This is a genomic window from Mycobacterium sp. HM-7 (assembly GCF_053852335.1).
In genome coordinates this window covers 2,562,965-2,578,124 of sequence record NZ_CM132657.1, presented here as the reverse complement: position 1 = coordinate 2,578,124, position 15,160 = coordinate 2,562,965, and the positions used below count along the sequence as shown (strand labels likewise).

Here is a 15,160-nt window from a genome sequence, read left to right as displayed (position 1 = left end):
TAGTCGTACGACGATCCAGCGATGAGGAACGAATCGCGCTGAGGAGTGCGACCAGTCGTTCCGGTGTGGAAAGCTGACATCCAGTCGTATTGGAGCCCCGGACGGAGCGGTGATGTCCTTCAACGAAGGTATGCAGATCGACACGAGCAACACGTCGACCAGCGGGGGCGGTGGCTTCGGCGGCCGGGGCCTCGCGATCGGCGGCGGCATGGGCGGCTTGGTGATCGTCGTCGTCGCCATGTTCCTCGGAGTGGATCCGAGTTCAATTCTCGGCCACCAGAACCAGGCGCCCCAGTCCAGCCAAGGATCCAGCGCTTACGACCTGAGCAAGTGCAAGACCGGCGCGGACGCCAACAAATACCTGGAGTGCCGCATCGTGGCGACCGGCAACTCGGTGGACGGCGTGTGGTCACAGCTACTGAAGGGCTACACACCGCCGAAGATTCGGCTCTTCCGGGGGCAGGTCAACACCGCATGTGGCCCGGCCGACACCTCGGTGGGCCCGTTCTACTGCCCCGGCGACAAGGTCGCCTACTTCGACACCAGCTTCTTCCAGACCCTGGTCGACGAATTCGGTTCCAGTGGTGGACCTTTGGCCCAGGAGTATGTGGTGGCGCACGAGTTCGGTCACCATGTGCAGAACCTGCTCGGTGACATCGGCAAGGCGCAGCGGGGGCCGAAGGGCGCCGAGGGCAACAGCGTGCGTACCGAACTGCAGGCCGACTGCTACGCCGGAGTCTGGGCACACTACGCGTCGACGGTCAAGCAGAAGAGCACGGGCGTGCCGTTCCTGCAGCCGTTGAGCGACAAGGACATTGCCGACGCGCTGTCGGCGGCCTCGTCGGTCGGTGACGACCACATCCAGAAGCAGGCCACCGGACGCGTCAATCCAGAGTCGTGGACGCACGGATCGTCGGCAGAACGGCAGAAGTGGTTCACCACCGGTTATCAGACCGGCGACCCCAAGCAGTGCGACACGTACAACGCACAGGACCTGGGCTAGGCGGCAGGGTGGCTCCGCGCGATGTGGACATCGCGGGTGAAGATGCGCAACCCGTCCGGGGTCGGTGGCGCCGTTGAGGTGTAGACCGCTCCTGATGGTGTGGTCAGCGCGATCGTGTGCCGGCCGTACCGGTCATAACTCGCCGCCGCCTGCCAACCCGGTTCTTCCTTGACGTAATTGCAGTGCTCGCACAACCCATCCCCGTTGTGCGCACTGGTCCGCCCCCGCTTGGCGTGCGGGGTGACGTGATCGATATGCCGAATCCGCGCATTGCAGAACGGGGTCCGACAAATCTGGTCCCGCAACCCGATGAACATCGCGAGAGCCTTCGGAAACGCCCGTGCCCTCGACTCCATCGCCACCAACTTGCTGGTGCCCGGCTGGGCGTACAGGCGCCGCAACGCCGCCCCCACTGTGTCATCGGCCGCCGCGGCCAGCACCATGTCGCGAGCCAACGCCGCCGGAATGGGCCCATACCCGTCCAACCGCGCGGGCTCCTCGCCCCCGGTCAGCAGCGTCTCATCCGACATGACCAGGTTCAGCGTCACCGGCACCGGCGAGTCGACCGGATCGCGGCCCGTCACCCGCTCCACCACGACGTCAGCCACACCTGCGCACGACTGCGCCCCACCCCCGCCGCCACGGCCGACGCCGCCTCACGCGACAGCGTCTGGCGCACCAGCTGACCCTGGGCCGCCGGCAGCCGCACCGTCATCGACATCATGCCGTCACCGGTCACCCGGAACCGCACGTGCCGCGTAGCCTGCGCCCGCGCCATCTTCTCCAGCACGCTCTGCTGATCCAGCTCATAGGCGATCCGCGCGGCCTCCGCCGTGATCTCGGCGTTGCCCAACCCCGCCAACGGGCCCGGGTCGCCGCACAGGTCGGCATCCAGCAGCTGACGATCCAGCACCGACAGGCACGCCGCTTCTTTCGTGATCAATTCGGCCCGATGCTCCGAGAGCACGCCCGACTCCAACGCCGCCAGCGTGCACGGCATATCCGCCACCAGAACCCGGGCCATCGCCATCAACCGCTCACCCTTATGCGGAGATTCCTGCCGCGCCAATCCCACTTCCGAGCCCAGCGCCGCCCGCGACACCCGCGGACCACCCGCACGCGCCGCCACCACCCGCTTCGCCTCCAACGCGGCCGCCAACCGGGCCTGCTCCGCCGCCGCAGCCGACTTCCCGCGTTCGAGCTCAGCCATGCGACCCAACAACGCCGACTCATCGGCGTTGGAGTCGAGCACCACCAGGACTTCGCTCATACGTTCGAATGTACCCGCGCCCACCGTTTCGCACCACCCCCAAATCGGTTTCCCGAATCGTTGACCACATTGAACAAATTTCGTTAATGTGTGCAAATGCCCGCCAAGCCGCCGACGCCCCGCACCATCTCGCCGGCACTACTGGAAGCCACCGCGGAGACGCTCCACCGCTTGGGGCCGAGGCAATTCAGCCTCACCGCCGTCGCCGAAGCCGCAGGCGTGTCACGCGGCACGGTCTACAACGCGCTCGGCGGCCGTGACCACGCGATCAGCGTCGCACTTGACCACCTGGCCTCCGTGTTCGTCGACGGCATGGCCGCCGAGATCGACAAGCAGTCCACGCTGGCCGACCAGGTCGCCGCCGCCGCCGTCCTGATCTGTGCGCACCGGCAGAACTCCCCCTCGGCGCCGCAGAAGGGCATCAACGAAGGCATTGTCGTCCTACTGTTGCGCAACATCGGCGAAGACCTGATGAAGCGCGCGGTCGAGCTATGGAAGCCGCGCGTCAAGGCAGCGCAACGTGACGGTGAGATCGGCGCGAACGTCGACCCGGCCCGCGCCGGCGAGTGGATCGTTCGGGTGCTGCTGAGTTTCGAACTCCTCCCGCCCATCGGCGTCAACCTCGACAACCCCCGCGCCATCCGGCGCTTCGTCACCGACCACATCATCAACGGACTCACCGGAGAGACAGCATGACCTCACCCGACCACGAAGTGGTCATCATCGGCTCAGGACCCGGCGGCATCGCCGCCGCTCACCTGCTGCAGCAGAAAGGGATTCACGACTTCGTCATCGTCGACCGGGGCAACGACTTCGGTGGCACCTGGCGCGACAACCACTACCCCGGCCTCGCCGTCGACATCCCGTCGCTGTGGTACCAGCTGTCGTTCGCACCCAACCCGAACTGGAGCAGGTTCTTCGCGCCGGGTCCCGAGATCTACGCCTACCTGCGCGACACCGCCGACAAGCTCGGCCTGCGTCCGCACCTGCGTGCCAATTCCGAAGTGCTGCGCCAGGAGTGGGACGACAACACCGGCCTGTGGCGCCTCTCCATCCGCAATCAGCCGGACGTGACGGCCCGGTTCCTGATCAGCTCGGTCGGCGGATATGTGAATGCCAAGAACGTCATCGACATCGACGGCGTCGACGACTTCGAGGGCACCAAACTGCGCCCCAACGACTGGGACGACGACTACGACGTCCGCGGCAAGCGCGTCGCGGTGATCGGTACCGGCTCCAGCGGGGTGCAGATCACCGGGGCGCTGTCCGGAGTGGCAGCCAATCTCGATGTGTACCAACGCACTCCGGCCTGGGTGCTGCCCAAGGTTGACTTCGACATCCCGCCGTGGCTGCGGCGGGTGCTCAAGGTGCCCGGAGTCGTCAGTGCGGCCAATGTTTTCGGACGGCTGCTGATGGACGTGACCATGGTCGTCCCGATCGTCCACGTCTTCTCCCGGCTCCCCCGCAAGGTGCTGACCAAACTCATGCCGCTGTACGACGGCCACAGCCGCAATCTCTACCGACTGCTGCTGCGCTCGACGGTGCGAGACCCGGCGACCCGCAAGGCGCTGCTGCCCCGCTACGGCATCATGGCCAAACGTCCGGTGATTTCCAGTTCGTTCCTGCCGGCGCTGAACCATCCGGACACGCACCTGATCACCACGCCGATCGAGCGGATCACCCGCGATGGCGTCCGCACCGTCGACGGCGTCGACCATCCGGCCGACCTGCTGGTCACCGCCACCGGATACGAACTGTGGACCGACCCGGAAACCTACCGCCCCGGAACCATCATGGGATCAGGCGGTTTCGACCTCGCCGAGTACTACCGCGCCCACGGACTGCGTGCCTACGCCGGCACGGCGCACCCCCGGCTGCCCAACCGGTGGGAGATCGTCGGACCGCTGGGCTATGTCGGGTTCGCGTGGATGGACTATGTCGAAACCGTTGCCGCCCATGCAGTTCGGCTGATCGCCGAAGCCAGCCGCCGCGCTGACGCCCCGGTCGTCGCGGTGACGGGCGATGCGTTCAACCGGTGGAATGACCTGATGGATCGGCGCGGTCGCACCGCCCACACGTACTACACGCGCAACCCCGAGTTGCGTACCTATTTCGTCAACTCCCAGCACGAGACACCGTACTACCGCCCGCAAACCATAACCGCTGCAAGGATTTTCGCGCGACGCTCGCCGCTCACGGACTACGAGTTCAGCGACGTTCGGGCCGCCACGATGAGTGAGGAGCTCAGCGCATGACCGATCAACCACTGGCCGGCAAGGTCGCCTACGTCACCGGGGCGGCCCGGGGACAGGGCCGTTCACATTGCGTCCGGCTGGCGCGCGCCGGTGCCGACATCGTCGCGATCGACGCCTGCGCACCGGTGGCCGAGGGCAACGGCTACGAGCCGGCAACTCCCGCGGATCTGGCCGAGACGGTGAACCTCGTTGAAGGCGAAGGCCGCAAGATCTACGCCAAAGAGGTCGATGTCCGGGATGCGGAAGGCCAGCAGCGAATGGTCGCGGAGACCATCGAGCAGTTCGGCCGGCTGGACATCGTGGTGGCCAACGCGGGAGTGCTGAACTGGGGGCGGCTCTGGGAGATTCCCCAGCAGCAGTGGCAGGACACCTTGGACATCAACCTGACCGGGGTGTGGAACACCATCCGGGCTGTGGTCCCGGCGATGATCGAGGCCGGCAACGGTGGGTCGATCATCGCGACCAGTTCAGCGGCGGGCATCAAGGCGGTGCCGGGTTGCGGGCACTACTGCGCCAGCAAGTTCGGCGTCGTGGGTATGGTCAACGCGCTGGCCGTCGAGCTCGGCGAGTTCGGCATCCGGGTGAATTCGATACACCCCTACGGCACCGACACGCCGATGGGCAACGACGTCTCGATGTACCAGGTCCTGCAGGATCATCCGCAGTACATCCACAGCTTCTCCCCTGGCGCGCTGCCGACGGATTCGCTGATCAAGCCGGACCAGATCTCGGACATCGTCGTGTGGTTGGCGAGCGACGCGTCGTCGTTGGTAACGGCTGCGCAAATCCCGGCAGACAAGGGTTATCTCAAGATCTGACCGGGTAACCTCAGTCGCCATGGCGAAGTCGAACGCCGAGGTGGCAAACAACAGTCTCGACGCGCAGGCGCGCGCCACACAGTTCATGCGCTCGGCCCTCGACATCCTCGGCGAGACCGGCCGCACGGAATTCACGGTGCTCGAGGTCGTGGAGCGGTCGAAGACGTCGTTGCGGGCCTTCTATCAGCACTTCGCCACCAAGGACGAGTTGGTGCTGGCACTGATCGACGCGATGCTGACCGAGTTCACCACGACCTGGCAGGCCGAGGCAGCCCAGCTCGGGCCCACGGATGCGCTGCGTGAACTGGTCGACCGGATCTGTGTGCCACCGGCGTCCAGCACGCAGGACAGCATCAATCGCGGCCTGACCTTCTATCACGATCGCCTGGCCGAGACGATGCCGGACGACTACGGCCGGGTGCTGACACCGTTGCACGCACTCATCGTCGATATCGTCGAACGCGGAATGGCCGACGGCACCTTCTCTGCCGGCCTCGATGTCGAAGCCACCGCGGCGCTGGTCATGCAGACCATCTTCGGCGCCCTGCGACTGCGCGCACTCGGGCCGGGCCTCGAACTCACCCCGATCGGCAGCGACCGCATCTACGCGTTCTGCCTGCGCGCATTGCAGAATTGATGACTTCCGGCCCTGTCTGAGCCGGTTCGGGGCGGGGCAATCTGGACTCATGACGAAAACCGCCGTCGCACTTCAGGAAATCGAGGACGCTGTACATGCGGCCTGCCGCGCCCCGTCATTCCACAACAGCCAGCCGTGGCAGTGGGTGCTGGAATCGGCCACCTTGCGGCTGTTCCTCGATCCTGACCAATTGGTGGACACCGACAACTCGGGTCGTCAGGCTTTACTGAGTTGTGGTGCGGCCCTGGACCATCTGCGGGTGGCCATGGCGGCCCGCGGCTGGGACGCCCAGATAGACCGCTTTCCGAATCCGAACAACCGGTACCACCTGGCCGACATCGAGTTCCGGCCATCGGCCGGCGTCACGCCGGCCCAGCGCCGGGACGCCGACGCCATCGCAAGTCGGCGGTCCGACCGGCTGCCCTACGACCCGGTGGAGAACGGTGAGGCGTTCGAGATGCTGCTGCGACTGGCAGTCCAGGACCGTCCCACCCACGTCGACCTGATCGCGCCGCAGCAGCGCGACAAAGTAGCCGAAGCCTCGCACCTCGCCGAGGCGCTACGCATGTACGACACCGAGTATCACGCTGAATTAGCCTGGTGGACAGCTCCTTTCGGGGCAACCACCGGAATTCCGCACAGCGCATTGGTCTCGGCGGCGGAATCCGATCGGGTCGAGGTCGGACGAACCTTCCCGGTGACGCATACCAGGGAACGGCGGCAGGGCATCGGCGACGACCAGGCCACCATCGTGGTGATCTCGGCATTCGACGACATCCCGAGCGACATCTTGGCCTGCGGCGAGACATTGTCTGCGGTACTGATCGAAGCCACCGGCGCCGGGCTGGCGAGCTGCACGCTCACCCACGTGACCGAGCACCCCGCCACCCGCGAGATCGTCAGCACGCTCACGGGCCATCCCCTACCGCAGGCATTGGTCCGGATCGGAGTCGCGCCCGTGCTCGACGATGTTCCACCGCCGACACCGCGCCGTCCACTGTCGGACGTCTTTCACGTCCGGGCCGGTTGACCTCGACGTCGGCTGATTCAGAACAAGGCAGGCTGCACCGCCCCGGCGGACACTGCCGCCGGGGCGGTACGCATGGTGTCAAGTCTGTTGGCCCTGCCGCCGAGGCCGTACCGGGCGACCAGCGGCGCCACCCGGTTCCGCAGCTGTTCGCGGTACTCCGGGCCGAGATACGCACCGCGCCCGTACAATTCGCGATATCTGGGCAGCAACTCCGGATACGTCGCACCCAACCACGCCAGGAACCAGCCACGCGTCGCGCCACGCAGATGCAGCCCGAAGACTGTCACGCCGGTGGCACCGGCCGCCGCGACCCGCGACAGCAGCGCCGCCAGATGCACTTCCGAGTCGGTCAGGTACGGCAGCACCGGCGCCACCATCACGTGGCAGTCGAGCCCCGCCTGCGCGATGGCCGAGATGAGCTCCAATCGTGCTGCGGGCGTGGGGGTCCCGGGCTCGACCGACCGGTGCAGTTCCGGGTCCAACATCGCCAGCGACACCGCAACACTCACCCCGACCCTACTGCCCGCATCGACAATCAGTGGCAGGTCGCGGCGCAGCAGCGTGCCCTTGGTCAGGATCGAGAACGGTGTCCCGGAATCCGCCAGCGCCGCGATGATTCCCGGCATCAGGGCGTACCGGCCCTCGGCCCGTTGGTAGGGATCGGTGTTGGTGCCCAGCGCGACCGCGTCGCGCGTCCAGGATCGCCGAAAAAGCTCCCGCCGCAACACTTCTGCGACGTTGGTCTTCACCACGAGTTCGCGGTCGAAGTCGTTTCCCGAGTCGAAGTCCAGGTACTCGTGCGTCGGCCTGGCGAAGCAGTATCGGCAGGCGTGCGAGCATCCACGATAGGCATTGACGGTGTACCGGAACGGCAGATTCGACGCTTCCGGCACCTTGTTCAATGCCGACTTGCACAGCACTTCATGGAATGTGATGCCGTCGAACTTCGGGACCCGGATGCTGCGGACGAGCCCGAGCCGTTCGAGACCCGGCAGGGCCCCGTCCGCTTCGGCCCACGCCACCGCCTGCCCGTCCCACCGCATACTTCATTCGAACAATTGTTCGACCTGTTGTCAAGCCTCGTCGTCGGGCGGACCGTCGATGAGCAACAGGTGATCGATCGCGGTGACGGTCTCAGGGTCCAGACCCTGGTGAATCACGGCCTCCAACAAGCGAGTCGCGACAGTCCTGAGCTTCACCTGGGTGACCTGCGACCGCCATTTGAGAATGTCGAAGGCGCGGTCCGCGTCGATGCCGTAAGCCGCCATGAGGATCCCCTTGGCCTGGTCGATCACGGCGCGCGATTCCACCACCGAGGCCATGGCCACCGTGAGATCGGACTGAATGCCGGCAGTCACGTCGATGTAGTAGCCGTGGGTGCCCGTCACCTCGCCGTCGTCGTCGGTCATCCGGTCGCTGACCACCACGACCCAATGGACCTTGCCCCCGGAATCGACGATGCGGTGCCGGCTGCTGAACAGACCACCGGTCTGCACTCGCTTCAGAATCTCGGCGACCTTGGCCCGGTCGTCGGGATGCTTGTGACTCAGCAGCAACTCGGTGGTCGGCTCGACTTCCCCCAACTCGTAGCCGTGCATGCGGGCGACCTCTTCGGACCACACCCACCGCTGCTCGGCAAGACTGAACTTGAAGCTGCCGACATGCTGCGTAGCGCCGCCGCTGAATACCGCGGCGACGTCCCAGGCTTCGGAGTCGGCGAGTTGGCCGTCGGATTCACTCATGTCATCGTGGGTCGGCAGGTAGCCGCCGTCATCGTAGCGCGGTCAGGCGATGGTCGGCCCCGACATAGACGGTTTCTTCGACGCCTGGGAGCGCGATGTGCTGCCGGAATTCCAGCAGACGGTTTACGCCTGAGCCGCGGCCTGCCGCTCGGTACGTGCACCACTGGTGGCCAACTCGCCGCCGGCGTTCTCGAGATGTGCGCGGATGAACCACTGGAACTTCTCCAGCTCGGCAACCTGACCGATCAGCATGTCCTGAGACACCAGATCAAGGTCGTCGAGTTCCTCGATGGCCTTGCGCGCATCCTGCACGACGCCGTCATAGACCAGGTCGAGTGCGGCGAGATGTGCTTGAGCGGTGTCCCGGCCGAGCGAATAGTCGTCCCAGGTGCGGTACTTCAGAATCGCCCCCGGCGTGCCTTCCGGCGCCGCGCCGAGCGCCGCGAGTCGCTCTGCTGTCTGATCGGCATAGCCCCGCACCAGTTCGACCTGCGGATCGATCATCTGATGCACGCCAATGAAATTCGGGCCCACGACATTCCAGTGCACATGCTTGAGCGTGAGGTGCAGGTCGTTGTACGTGCTCAGTTGGATTTGCAACAGGACTCGGATACGGCTGCTCTGCTCTTCGGAGAGCCCTGGAATGGTGAATTCGCTCATGTGTTTACTCCTCGGGTGTCACCCCTGCCTACCCGGTGAGCCCGACGGTAAAACACCGTTTACCACCGCGTCGCTCCGGGTACGGCCCCGAGGTGACTGCTGTCGAAGTACCGGTGTCACCGCAACGGCCCTTCCCCTCGCGCCGAAAGCGTTTGGGTGCCGTGTTGTACAGCCTCGTCGGAACGACCGATCACAAGGTGATCGGCCAGATGTACCTGGCCGCCTCGTTCACGTTCTTCTTCAGCGCCGGGATCATGGCGTTGCTGATGCGCACCGAACTCGCCATGCCCGGCCTACAGTTCCTGTCCAACGAGCAGTACAACCAATTGTTCACCGTCCACGGCACCTTGATGCTGCTGCTGTACGCGACGCCCGTGGTGTTCGGCTTCGCGAATCTGGTGCTGCCGTTGCAGATCGGCGCGCCGGACGTCGCCTTCCCCCGGCTCAACGCGCTGTCGTTCTGGCTGTTCCTGTTCGGCGGTCTGGTGGTACTGGCCGGATTCGTCGTCCCCGGCGGCGCAGCGGATTTCGGGTGGACGGCCTATACGCCGCTGTCCGACGCCGTCCACTCGCCAGGGTCTGGTGGTGACCTCTGGGCGGTCGGTCTGATCGTGTCGGGCCTGGGCACCATCCTCGGTGCGGTCAACATGATCACGACCGTGGTCTGCATGCGTGCGCCGGGCATGACCATGTTCCGCATGCCCATCTTCACCTGGAACATCGCTGCCACGGGCGTGCTGATTCTCCTTGCCTTCCCGATTCTGACCGCGGCCCTGTTCGGTCTCTTGGCGCAGCGTCATCTGGGCGCGCACATCTACGATGCCGCCAACGGCGGCCCGATCCTGTGGCAGCACCTGTTCTGGTTCTTCGGGCACCCCGAGGTGTACATCGTCGCGCTGCCGTTCTTCGGCATCGTCACCGAGATCATTCCGGTGTTCTCCCGCAAGCCGGTATTCGGTTACACCACACTGGTTTACGCGACCTGGGCCATCACGGTGCTGTCGGTGTCGGTGTGGGCGCATCACATGTTCGCCACTGGTGCGGTGCTGCTGCCGTTCTTCTCGTTCATGACGTTCCTGATCGCGGTGCCGACCGGCATCAAGTTCTTCAATTGGATCGGCACCATGTGGAAGGGGCAGCTGACCTTCGAGACGCCGATGCTCTTCTCTGTCGGCTTCCTCGTCACTTTCCTGTTGGGCGGCCTGTCAGGAGTGCTCTTGGCGAGCCCGCCGCTGGATTTCCACGTGACCGACTCCTATTTCGTGGTGGCGCACTTCCACTACGTGCTGTTCGGCACCATCGTGTTCGCCACGTATGCCGGCATCTACTTCTGGTTCCCGAAAATGTGCGGGCGGCTGCTCGACGAGCGCCTGGGCAAGCTACACTTCTGGCTGACCTTCATCGGCTTCCACACCACCTTCCTGGTGCAGCACTGGCTGGGCGATCAGGGTATGCCCCGCCGCTACGCGGACTACCTTGCCGGTGATGGCTTCGACGCGCTCAACGTTGTTTCCACCATCGGGTCGTTCATCCTGGCGCTGTCCGTGCTGCCCTTCGTGTGGAACGTGTTCAAGAGCTGGCGCTACGGCGAGCCCGTCGTCGTCGATGATCCGTGGGGGCACGGCAATTCGCTGGAATGGGCCACCACCTGCCCGCCGCCGCGGCACAACTTCACCGAACTGCCCCGGATCCGTTCAGAGCGGCCGGCGTTCGAGCTGCACTACCCACATATGTCGGAGCGGATGCGCGCCGAGGCCCATGTGCAGCACTGATCAGTGCTGGCGTGTCAGGCTTCTTCAGCCGGTGCCTTCGCGTTCTTCGAGACCGACGGCCTCCCGCAGTTCTTTCTCGTCGGTACGGATGCCAGGATTGTCCTTGGCTTGGTGGTACATCAAATCTGCCAGTGCATCGGCGATGGCATTGAGCTTGTGCTGCAGTGCGTCATCGGAACGCCTCTGAGTGTTCTGCAGTAACGCGACGAGCAGGAACGTGATGATCGTCGTGATCGTGTTGATGACGAGTTGCCACGTGTCGACGGTCATCAAAGCGAATGTCGGCGCCCAGATGATCACCAGCAGCACGCACGCCAGGAAGAACCAGGCCCGGGAAACGATCTCGGCGGTGCTGGTGGCGAATCGGTCGAATAGCGACAGTTTCTCGGTAACACCGGACGGCATCACGTCGGGGTCAGGATTGTCGGAGGCGGTCATGGCAATTCCTTTCCTGATGCAAGCCCTGGGGCCACCGCGCTGTCCGGCCGCTTCACGACCGGGCAGATTCGGCACTGTTGTTTACCCCGGACGGCTCGCGGCAAACAGCGTTGGGATTCATCAGGAACTCCACCAGCACAGCGGAGAGCGCACTGATGCCATCGCGCGGCACCACCTCGTAACCGTGGGTGCTCAGCGTGGGCAGGCAGAGCAGACCCGCCGTAGCGGCGTGCCCGTTCGACTTCGCATGGGACGCATCGGATTCGAACGCGCCCAGCACCGCCGGCTGCGGGTCGGTGCCCAGTGTCGTCGCCACCTCCATCAGGCGATCCGCGACCGCCTTGTCATAGATGCACTGCGCGTCGCTGTAGCCGACGATCGGCCCACCCGTCACGGTGGTGCCGTATTCGGCTTCGGTCGGGCCGACTTCCAGCGCCAGGGTCAATTCGCCGGGCAGGGCCCGGCTGGCGTACGAGCCACCGAGCCCGCCGACCTCCTCGCTGACCGTGCACACGAAGTACACGTCCTGCGGTGGTCGTTGCGCCCGCTCCTTCAACTCGCGCGCCGCTGACAGCAGAACCACCAGCAGCGCCCTGTCATCCATGAAGTAGGACCCGAGGTAATCGTCGATCTCGACGAGTTCCCGTTTACTTCGGTGCACACACACGCGCGTGCCGGGGCGGATGCCCGCCTCGGCCAACTCTGCCGACGTGCGTCCACTGAAAACGTATACGTCGGACCAGTTCAAGGCCCGGTCGCCACCGTCCGGTTTGGTCTGCCAGATGTGCGGGCTTTCCTGGGTGGTGTGTTCGGATCCCACTGTGAGAACGCCACATACGTGTTCCCGCTCGCCGAGCATCATCACCGGCCCGAGGCCGAAGTTTCCTGGATACATCGTGCCCAGCGGCGTCAGTCGCACTATGCCGTCCGACTGCACCCGCTTCACGAGCATCGACAGTTCGTCCATGTGGGCCATCACGCGCACGGGCGAGTGCTCCTCGTTTCGCGACGAGGACGACACCCGCCCGATCACGTTGCCCGCCCGGTCCACCCAGGCGCTGTCGACGAGAGGGGCGAGTTCGCGCAGGCAGATCTCGCGAACCGCATCCTCCTCGCCACAGGGCCCGTACGCCCGCAACAGTTCCTGCAGCAGCTCGATCATCGGAGTCAGCGGGCGGCCTCGACCACGTCCCGGACCCGGTCCAGCATGGCGGCGAACGGACCGACGATGAGGTTCGCCGCCTGCGATTCCACCCCGGGGTGCGGCCTGGTCGGCGCGACGGCTTCGGCGAGTTTGGCGATCTGCCCCAGCCGCTCGAGTTCCTTCGGCGACAGTTCGGCGCCGAGCTTGGCAAACTCCTCGGCCTCCTCACGCTCCGCATGCGCGATCACTGCGTCGCGCAGTTCTGTCAGCTTGCTGGTGAAGTCCTCGCTGTCGATGCCGAGCGACTCCAGCTCTGCGAGAGCCTTTTTCGCCTCGTTCTCCTCTTCCAGCCGGGCATCGACGATCTGCTCGCCACCGGGCACCTTCTGCTTCGCGCGCGGATGGACGATCTCTTCTTCCGCGGTTTCGTGCACCGCGAGGAGCCGGCGCAGATCCCGAAAAGCGCGCACTCTCTCGTCGCCGGCCAGCACCAGGGTCTCGGTGAACAGTGACTTGATCTGCTCGTGCTGATCGGTGAGGAGATCGATCACGTCGGACGGGGACTTGAGGGCGTTGTCAGCCATGCTTCCTCCTGTGAATACGGGTGGCGCGCCCGGGCTGTGAGCGCGTCCCCCACCGGTTACCCAGGGCGCACCCGGTCAAACGGGCCAGTGCTGTAGCGACGAACACCCAGACGCCCAACTGCACAGCATGTGCTTGGCCAGCTGTCCCTCGACCGCGTCGAAGGCCCGAATACCGAACACGACGTCCAGTTCGAGGCCCGGCTCGCGTGACAACAGGTCTGCCACGACGTCCTTGCGAACCACCTGTTCATGAACCGCGTCGGCCTCGACGTGCTCGCGATAGAAGTCGATGCACGGCAGCGGAGCACCAAGTCTCTTGAGGCCCTTGACTATTCGCTGCGACCCAGGCGAGGAGGTCAGTTCGGTTGCGGCGAAATGGCCGACGGCCGCGCCGCGCAGGTGCCGATGCAGACCGAACATCGACATGAGATTCACCGCGGCCAATGTGCTGCCCGTCGCATTGCCGAGGTAGTGCAGGTAGTCGCTGCGCAGATCGGCGGCGTCGAGCAGATCGGCGAACAGCCGCTGGTGCATGGTCTCGTAGCCGCCACGACCGCCGTATTCGTCGTATTCCACTGCCACGAACGCGGCTTTCGCGCGACCGGTCAACCGCGGAATGACCCACGACTGCGGATCGGCTTCCTTCAGGTGGTACAGCGACCGATGGACGAAGTACTCCTGCATCTGCGGCCACGTCGCCTGATCCTGTAGGTAGACAGACAAACTCGAATCATCGACAGGCTCGGTGTCACAGCGCTCCAGTTCGGCGTGCGCCGAACTGTCAGGGCTGATCTCGCCGACGAGCTCCCGAACCGCTGCCAGAAATCGCTCCTCGATGCGGTGGCGAACATCCAGCAGGGCGGGGTTCCATTCCCACTTTTCGTCGGTGTCGGCGAAACCCCGATAGTGCAGTTCGTAGCAGACATACAGCGCCAGCTGCAGGTCGAGGCCAAAGGGGTCGGCGTTTCCGAGCGGTAGCTGTATCCGCGCCAGATACTGCGTGGGCAGGCGTTCGCCCAGCAGTCCGATCACCACACTGGACACGGGACCACGAGGGTCCGGTAGCAAAGGCTGGACAAGTTCTTCTGTGCACATGAGACCTCCCCGATACCCGCAGGCGAGCGCCGCTAAACCCGCTTCGCATTGCGGGCTCACGGTGTAGACGCCGGTACTGCGGGTACCCCATGTCGGCGCACAGCGGGGTGTAAAACCGCGCCGCAGCGGGCATTACATCACCGAGCACTTGTCCCCAGGAGGTAACACATGAAAGACCCCGTCGACCATGCTCGCACCACCCGAACCCACGCCGGCGAGTCGGTCAAGGACGGCAGGAATGCCCCTGGCCTGCTCGCCGTGGCCGTAGCGGTCGTCGGCCTGGTGGTCAGCCTGTACTACTTCGCCGATGGTCAGCCGGCGGTCGGGGGCACAACCCTGATCATCGCTGTCGTCGTCGGCTTCGTGGGCGGCTGGTGGCTGTCCATCACGCACCGCCGGGTGCGACGCCGCGAGCGGGAGTACCTCCAGGACCATCCCGGTGCACCGCGCACCCCGCCGACCAGTTGAGGTGTTTCCGACGTCCCCGACGGGTATCCGCTCTGACATGACGCCAGAACAGATCCCGGACGCAGTCCCTGACGCAGACGCCGTCGAGCAGTCCCGCGATGTGCGCGAGCAGGTGCCCGACGACGAGGCCGCCGTCAGCGGCCCCGACAACCCACCGACGGAAGCCGCACCGCACGATTGGTTGGAACAGACCGAGGACATCGAAATCGACGCCGACGAGGACGATTTTGGACGCGACGCCTGA

The 15,160-nt window shown here is 65.2% G+C and carries 16 protein-coding genes and 1 pseudogene; 9 read left to right on the top strand and 8 right to left on the bottom strand.

Going from position 1 to position 15,160, the window contains the following annotated elements; genetic code table 11:
- Positions 1-112: 112 nt before the first annotated feature.
- The gene (gene ypfJ, locus ACWW1C_RS12500; protein WP_455983718.1) at positions 113-1,003 is read left to right on the top strand and encodes a KPN_02809 family neutral zinc metallopeptidase; all 891 of its coding nucleotides are present in this window, start codon (positions 113-115) and stop codon (positions 1,001-1,003) included.
- Here ypfJ and ACWW1C_RS12495 read toward each other — a convergent pair.
- Positions 1,000-2,273: pseudogene (locus ACWW1C_RS12495) on the bottom strand (HNH endonuclease). The gene ypfJ and the pseudogene ACWW1C_RS12495 sit on opposite strands and share 4 nt — an antisense overlap.
- Before the next feature lie 96 nt (positions 2,274-2,369).
- Between ACWW1C_RS12495 and ACWW1C_RS12490 the strand changes: the two are divergent.
- Genes ACWW1C_RS12490 through ACWW1C_RS12470 form a run of 5 tightly spaced genes read left to right on the top strand, consistent with a single transcriptional unit; the run spans position 2,370 to position 7,013 of the window.
- Positions 2,370-2,969 carry a TetR/AcrR family transcriptional regulator gene (locus ACWW1C_RS12490; protein WP_455983717.1) on the top strand — a complete coding sequence of 200 codons (600 nt, stop codon included), beginning with the start codon at positions 2,370-2,372 and terminating at the stop codon, positions 2,967-2,969.
- Entirely contained in the window at positions 2,966-4,528 is a 1,563-nt protein-coding gene (locus ACWW1C_RS12485) for a flavin-containing monooxygenase (protein WP_455983716.1), read from the top strand. Before ACWW1C_RS12490 ends, ACWW1C_RS12485 begins: the two co-directional genes overlap by 4 nt.
- Positions 4,525-5,346: a mycofactocin-coupled SDR family oxidoreductase gene (locus ACWW1C_RS12480; RefSeq protein ID WP_455983715.1), complete on the top strand. Its 822-nt coding sequence runs from the start codon at positions 4,525-4,527 to the stop codon at positions 5,344-5,346. Before ACWW1C_RS12485 ends, ACWW1C_RS12480 begins: the two co-directional genes overlap by 4 nt.
- A 19-nt stretch (positions 5,347-5,365) precedes the next feature.
- Positions 5,366-5,983: a TetR/AcrR family transcriptional regulator gene (locus ACWW1C_RS12475; protein ID WP_455983714.1), complete on the top strand. Its 618-nt coding sequence runs from the start codon at positions 5,366-5,368 to the stop codon at positions 5,981-5,983.
- 49 nt (positions 5,984-6,032) lie between these two features.
- Complete coding sequence (locus tag ACWW1C_RS12470; protein ID WP_455983713.1) at positions 6,033-7,013, top strand: Acg family FMN-binding oxidoreductase; 981 nt, start codon at positions 6,033-6,035, stop codon at positions 7,011-7,013.
- 17 nt (positions 7,014-7,030) lie between these two features.
- Here ACWW1C_RS12470 and ACWW1C_RS12465 read toward each other — a convergent pair whose 3' ends face one another.
- The 3 genes from ACWW1C_RS12465 to ACWW1C_RS12455 all read right to left on the bottom strand — a co-directional run bounded on the left by ACWW1C_RS12465 (position 7,031) and on the right by ACWW1C_RS12455 (position 9,415).
- Positions 7,031-8,056 (bottom strand): Rv2578c family radical SAM protein, encoded by a 1,026-nt coding sequence (locus ACWW1C_RS12465; protein ID WP_455983712.1) that lies wholly within the window; start codon positions 8,054-8,056, stop codon positions 7,031-7,033.
- Positions 8,057-8,086: 30 nt separating this feature from the next.
- Positions 8,087-8,755, bottom strand: a complete 669-nt coding sequence (locus ACWW1C_RS12460) for a PAS and ANTAR domain-containing protein (protein WP_455983711.1) — start codon at positions 8,753-8,755, stop codon at positions 8,087-8,089.
- A gap of 123 nt (positions 8,756-8,878) precedes the next feature.
- Positions 8,879-9,415 carry a Dps family protein gene (locus ACWW1C_RS12455; protein WP_455983710.1) on the bottom strand — a complete coding sequence of 179 codons (537 nt, stop codon included), beginning with the start codon at positions 9,413-9,415 and terminating at the stop codon, positions 8,879-8,881.
- 92 nt (positions 9,416-9,507) lie between these two features.
- Between ACWW1C_RS12455 and ctaD the strand changes: the two genes are divergently transcribed.
- Complete coding sequence (ctaD, locus tag ACWW1C_RS12450) at positions 9,508-11,187, top strand: aa3-type cytochrome oxidase subunit I (protein ID WP_455983709.1); 1,680 nt, start codon at positions 9,508-9,510, stop codon at positions 11,185-11,187.
- A 24-nt stretch (positions 11,188-11,211) separates the two neighbouring features.
- Here the strand turns inward: ctaD and ACWW1C_RS12445 are convergent, their stop codons facing one another.
- The 4 genes from ACWW1C_RS12445 to ACWW1C_RS12430 form a co-directional block, all read right to left on the bottom strand.
- Entirely contained in the window at positions 11,212-11,625 is a 414-nt protein-coding gene (locus ACWW1C_RS12445) for a low affinity iron permease family protein (RefSeq protein ID WP_455983708.1), read from the bottom strand.
- A 52-nt stretch (positions 11,626-11,677) separates the two neighbouring features.
- Positions 11,678-12,787 (bottom strand): M42 family metallopeptidase, encoded by a 1,110-nt coding sequence (locus tag ACWW1C_RS12440; RefSeq protein ID WP_455983707.1) that lies wholly within the window; start codon positions 12,785-12,787, stop codon positions 11,678-11,680.
- A gap of 5 nt (positions 12,788-12,792) precedes the next feature.
- A complete protein-coding gene (locus ACWW1C_RS12435) occupies positions 12,793-13,353 on the bottom strand; it encodes a hemerythrin domain-containing protein (protein WP_455983706.1) in 561 nt (186 codons plus the stop codon).
- Positions 13,354-13,428: 75 nt separating this feature from the next.
- Positions 13,429-14,448: an iron-containing redox enzyme family protein gene (locus ACWW1C_RS12430; RefSeq protein ID WP_455983705.1), complete on the bottom strand. Its 1,020-nt coding sequence runs from the start codon at positions 14,446-14,448 to the stop codon at positions 13,429-13,431.
- A gap of 168 nt (positions 14,449-14,616) precedes the next feature.
- Here ACWW1C_RS12430 and ACWW1C_RS12425 point away from each other — a divergent pair, with 168 nt between their 5' ends.
- Both ACWW1C_RS12425 and ACWW1C_RS12420 read left to right on the top strand, forming a co-directional pair.
- Positions 14,617-14,916, top strand: a complete 300-nt coding sequence (locus ACWW1C_RS12425) for a protein UsfY (RefSeq protein WP_455983704.1) — start codon at positions 14,617-14,619, stop codon at positions 14,914-14,916.
- A 37-nt stretch (positions 14,917-14,953) separates the two neighbouring features.
- A complete protein-coding gene (locus tag ACWW1C_RS12420; protein WP_455983703.1) occupies positions 14,954-15,160 on the top strand; it encodes a hypothetical protein in 207 nt (68 codons plus the stop codon).

Coding starts and splice junctions, on each gene's coding strand:
- ACWW1C_RS12480 (WP_455983715.1), top strand. CDS start 4,525: ATGACCGATCAACCACTGGCCGGCAAGGTCGCCTACGTCACCGGGGCG.
- ACWW1C_RS12420 (WP_455983703.1), top strand. CDS start 14,954: ATGACGCCAGAACAGATCCCGGACGCAGTCCCTGACGCAGACGCCGTC.
- ACWW1C_RS12465 (WP_455983712.1), bottom strand. CDS start 8,056: ATGCGGTGGGACGGGCAGGCGGTGGCGTGGGCCGAAGCGGACGGGGCC.
- ACWW1C_RS12440 (WP_455983707.1), bottom strand. CDS start 12,787: ATGATCGAGCTGCTGCAGGAACTGTTGCGGGCGTACGGGCCCTGTGGC.
- ACWW1C_RS12445 (WP_455983708.1), bottom strand. CDS start 11,625: ATGACCGCCTCCGACAATCCTGACCCCGACGTGATGCCGTCCGGTGTT.
- ACWW1C_RS12475 (WP_455983714.1), top strand. CDS start 5,366: ATGGCGAAGTCGAACGCCGAGGTGGCAAACAACAGTCTCGACGCGCAG.
- ACWW1C_RS12490 (WP_455983717.1), top strand. CDS start 2,370: ATGCCCGCCAAGCCGCCGACGCCCCGCACCATCTCGCCGGCACTACTG.
- ACWW1C_RS12470 (WP_455983713.1), top strand. CDS start 6,033: ATGACGAAAACCGCCGTCGCACTTCAGGAAATCGAGGACGCTGTACAT.
- ypfJ (WP_455983718.1), top strand. CDS start 113: ATGTCCTTCAACGAAGGTATGCAGATCGACACGAGCAACACGTCGACC.
- ACWW1C_RS12455 (WP_455983710.1), bottom strand. CDS start 9,415: ATGAGCGAATTCACCATTCCAGGGCTCTCCGAAGAGCAGAGCAGCCGT.
- ACWW1C_RS12435 (WP_455983706.1), bottom strand. CDS start 13,353: ATGGCTGACAACGCCCTCAAGTCCCCGTCCGACGTGATCGATCTCCTC.
- ACWW1C_RS12430 (WP_455983705.1), bottom strand. CDS start 14,448: ATGTGCACAGAAGAACTTGTCCAGCCTTTGCTACCGGACCCTCGTGGT.
- ACWW1C_RS12425 (WP_455983704.1), top strand. CDS start 14,617: ATGAAAGACCCCGTCGACCATGCTCGCACCACCCGAACCCACGCCGGC.
- ACWW1C_RS12460 (WP_455983711.1), bottom strand. CDS start 8,755: ATGAGTGAATCCGACGGCCAACTCGCCGACTCCGAAGCCTGGGACGTC.
- ACWW1C_RS12485 (WP_455983716.1), top strand. CDS start 2,966: ATGACCTCACCCGACCACGAAGTGGTCATCATCGGCTCAGGACCCGGC.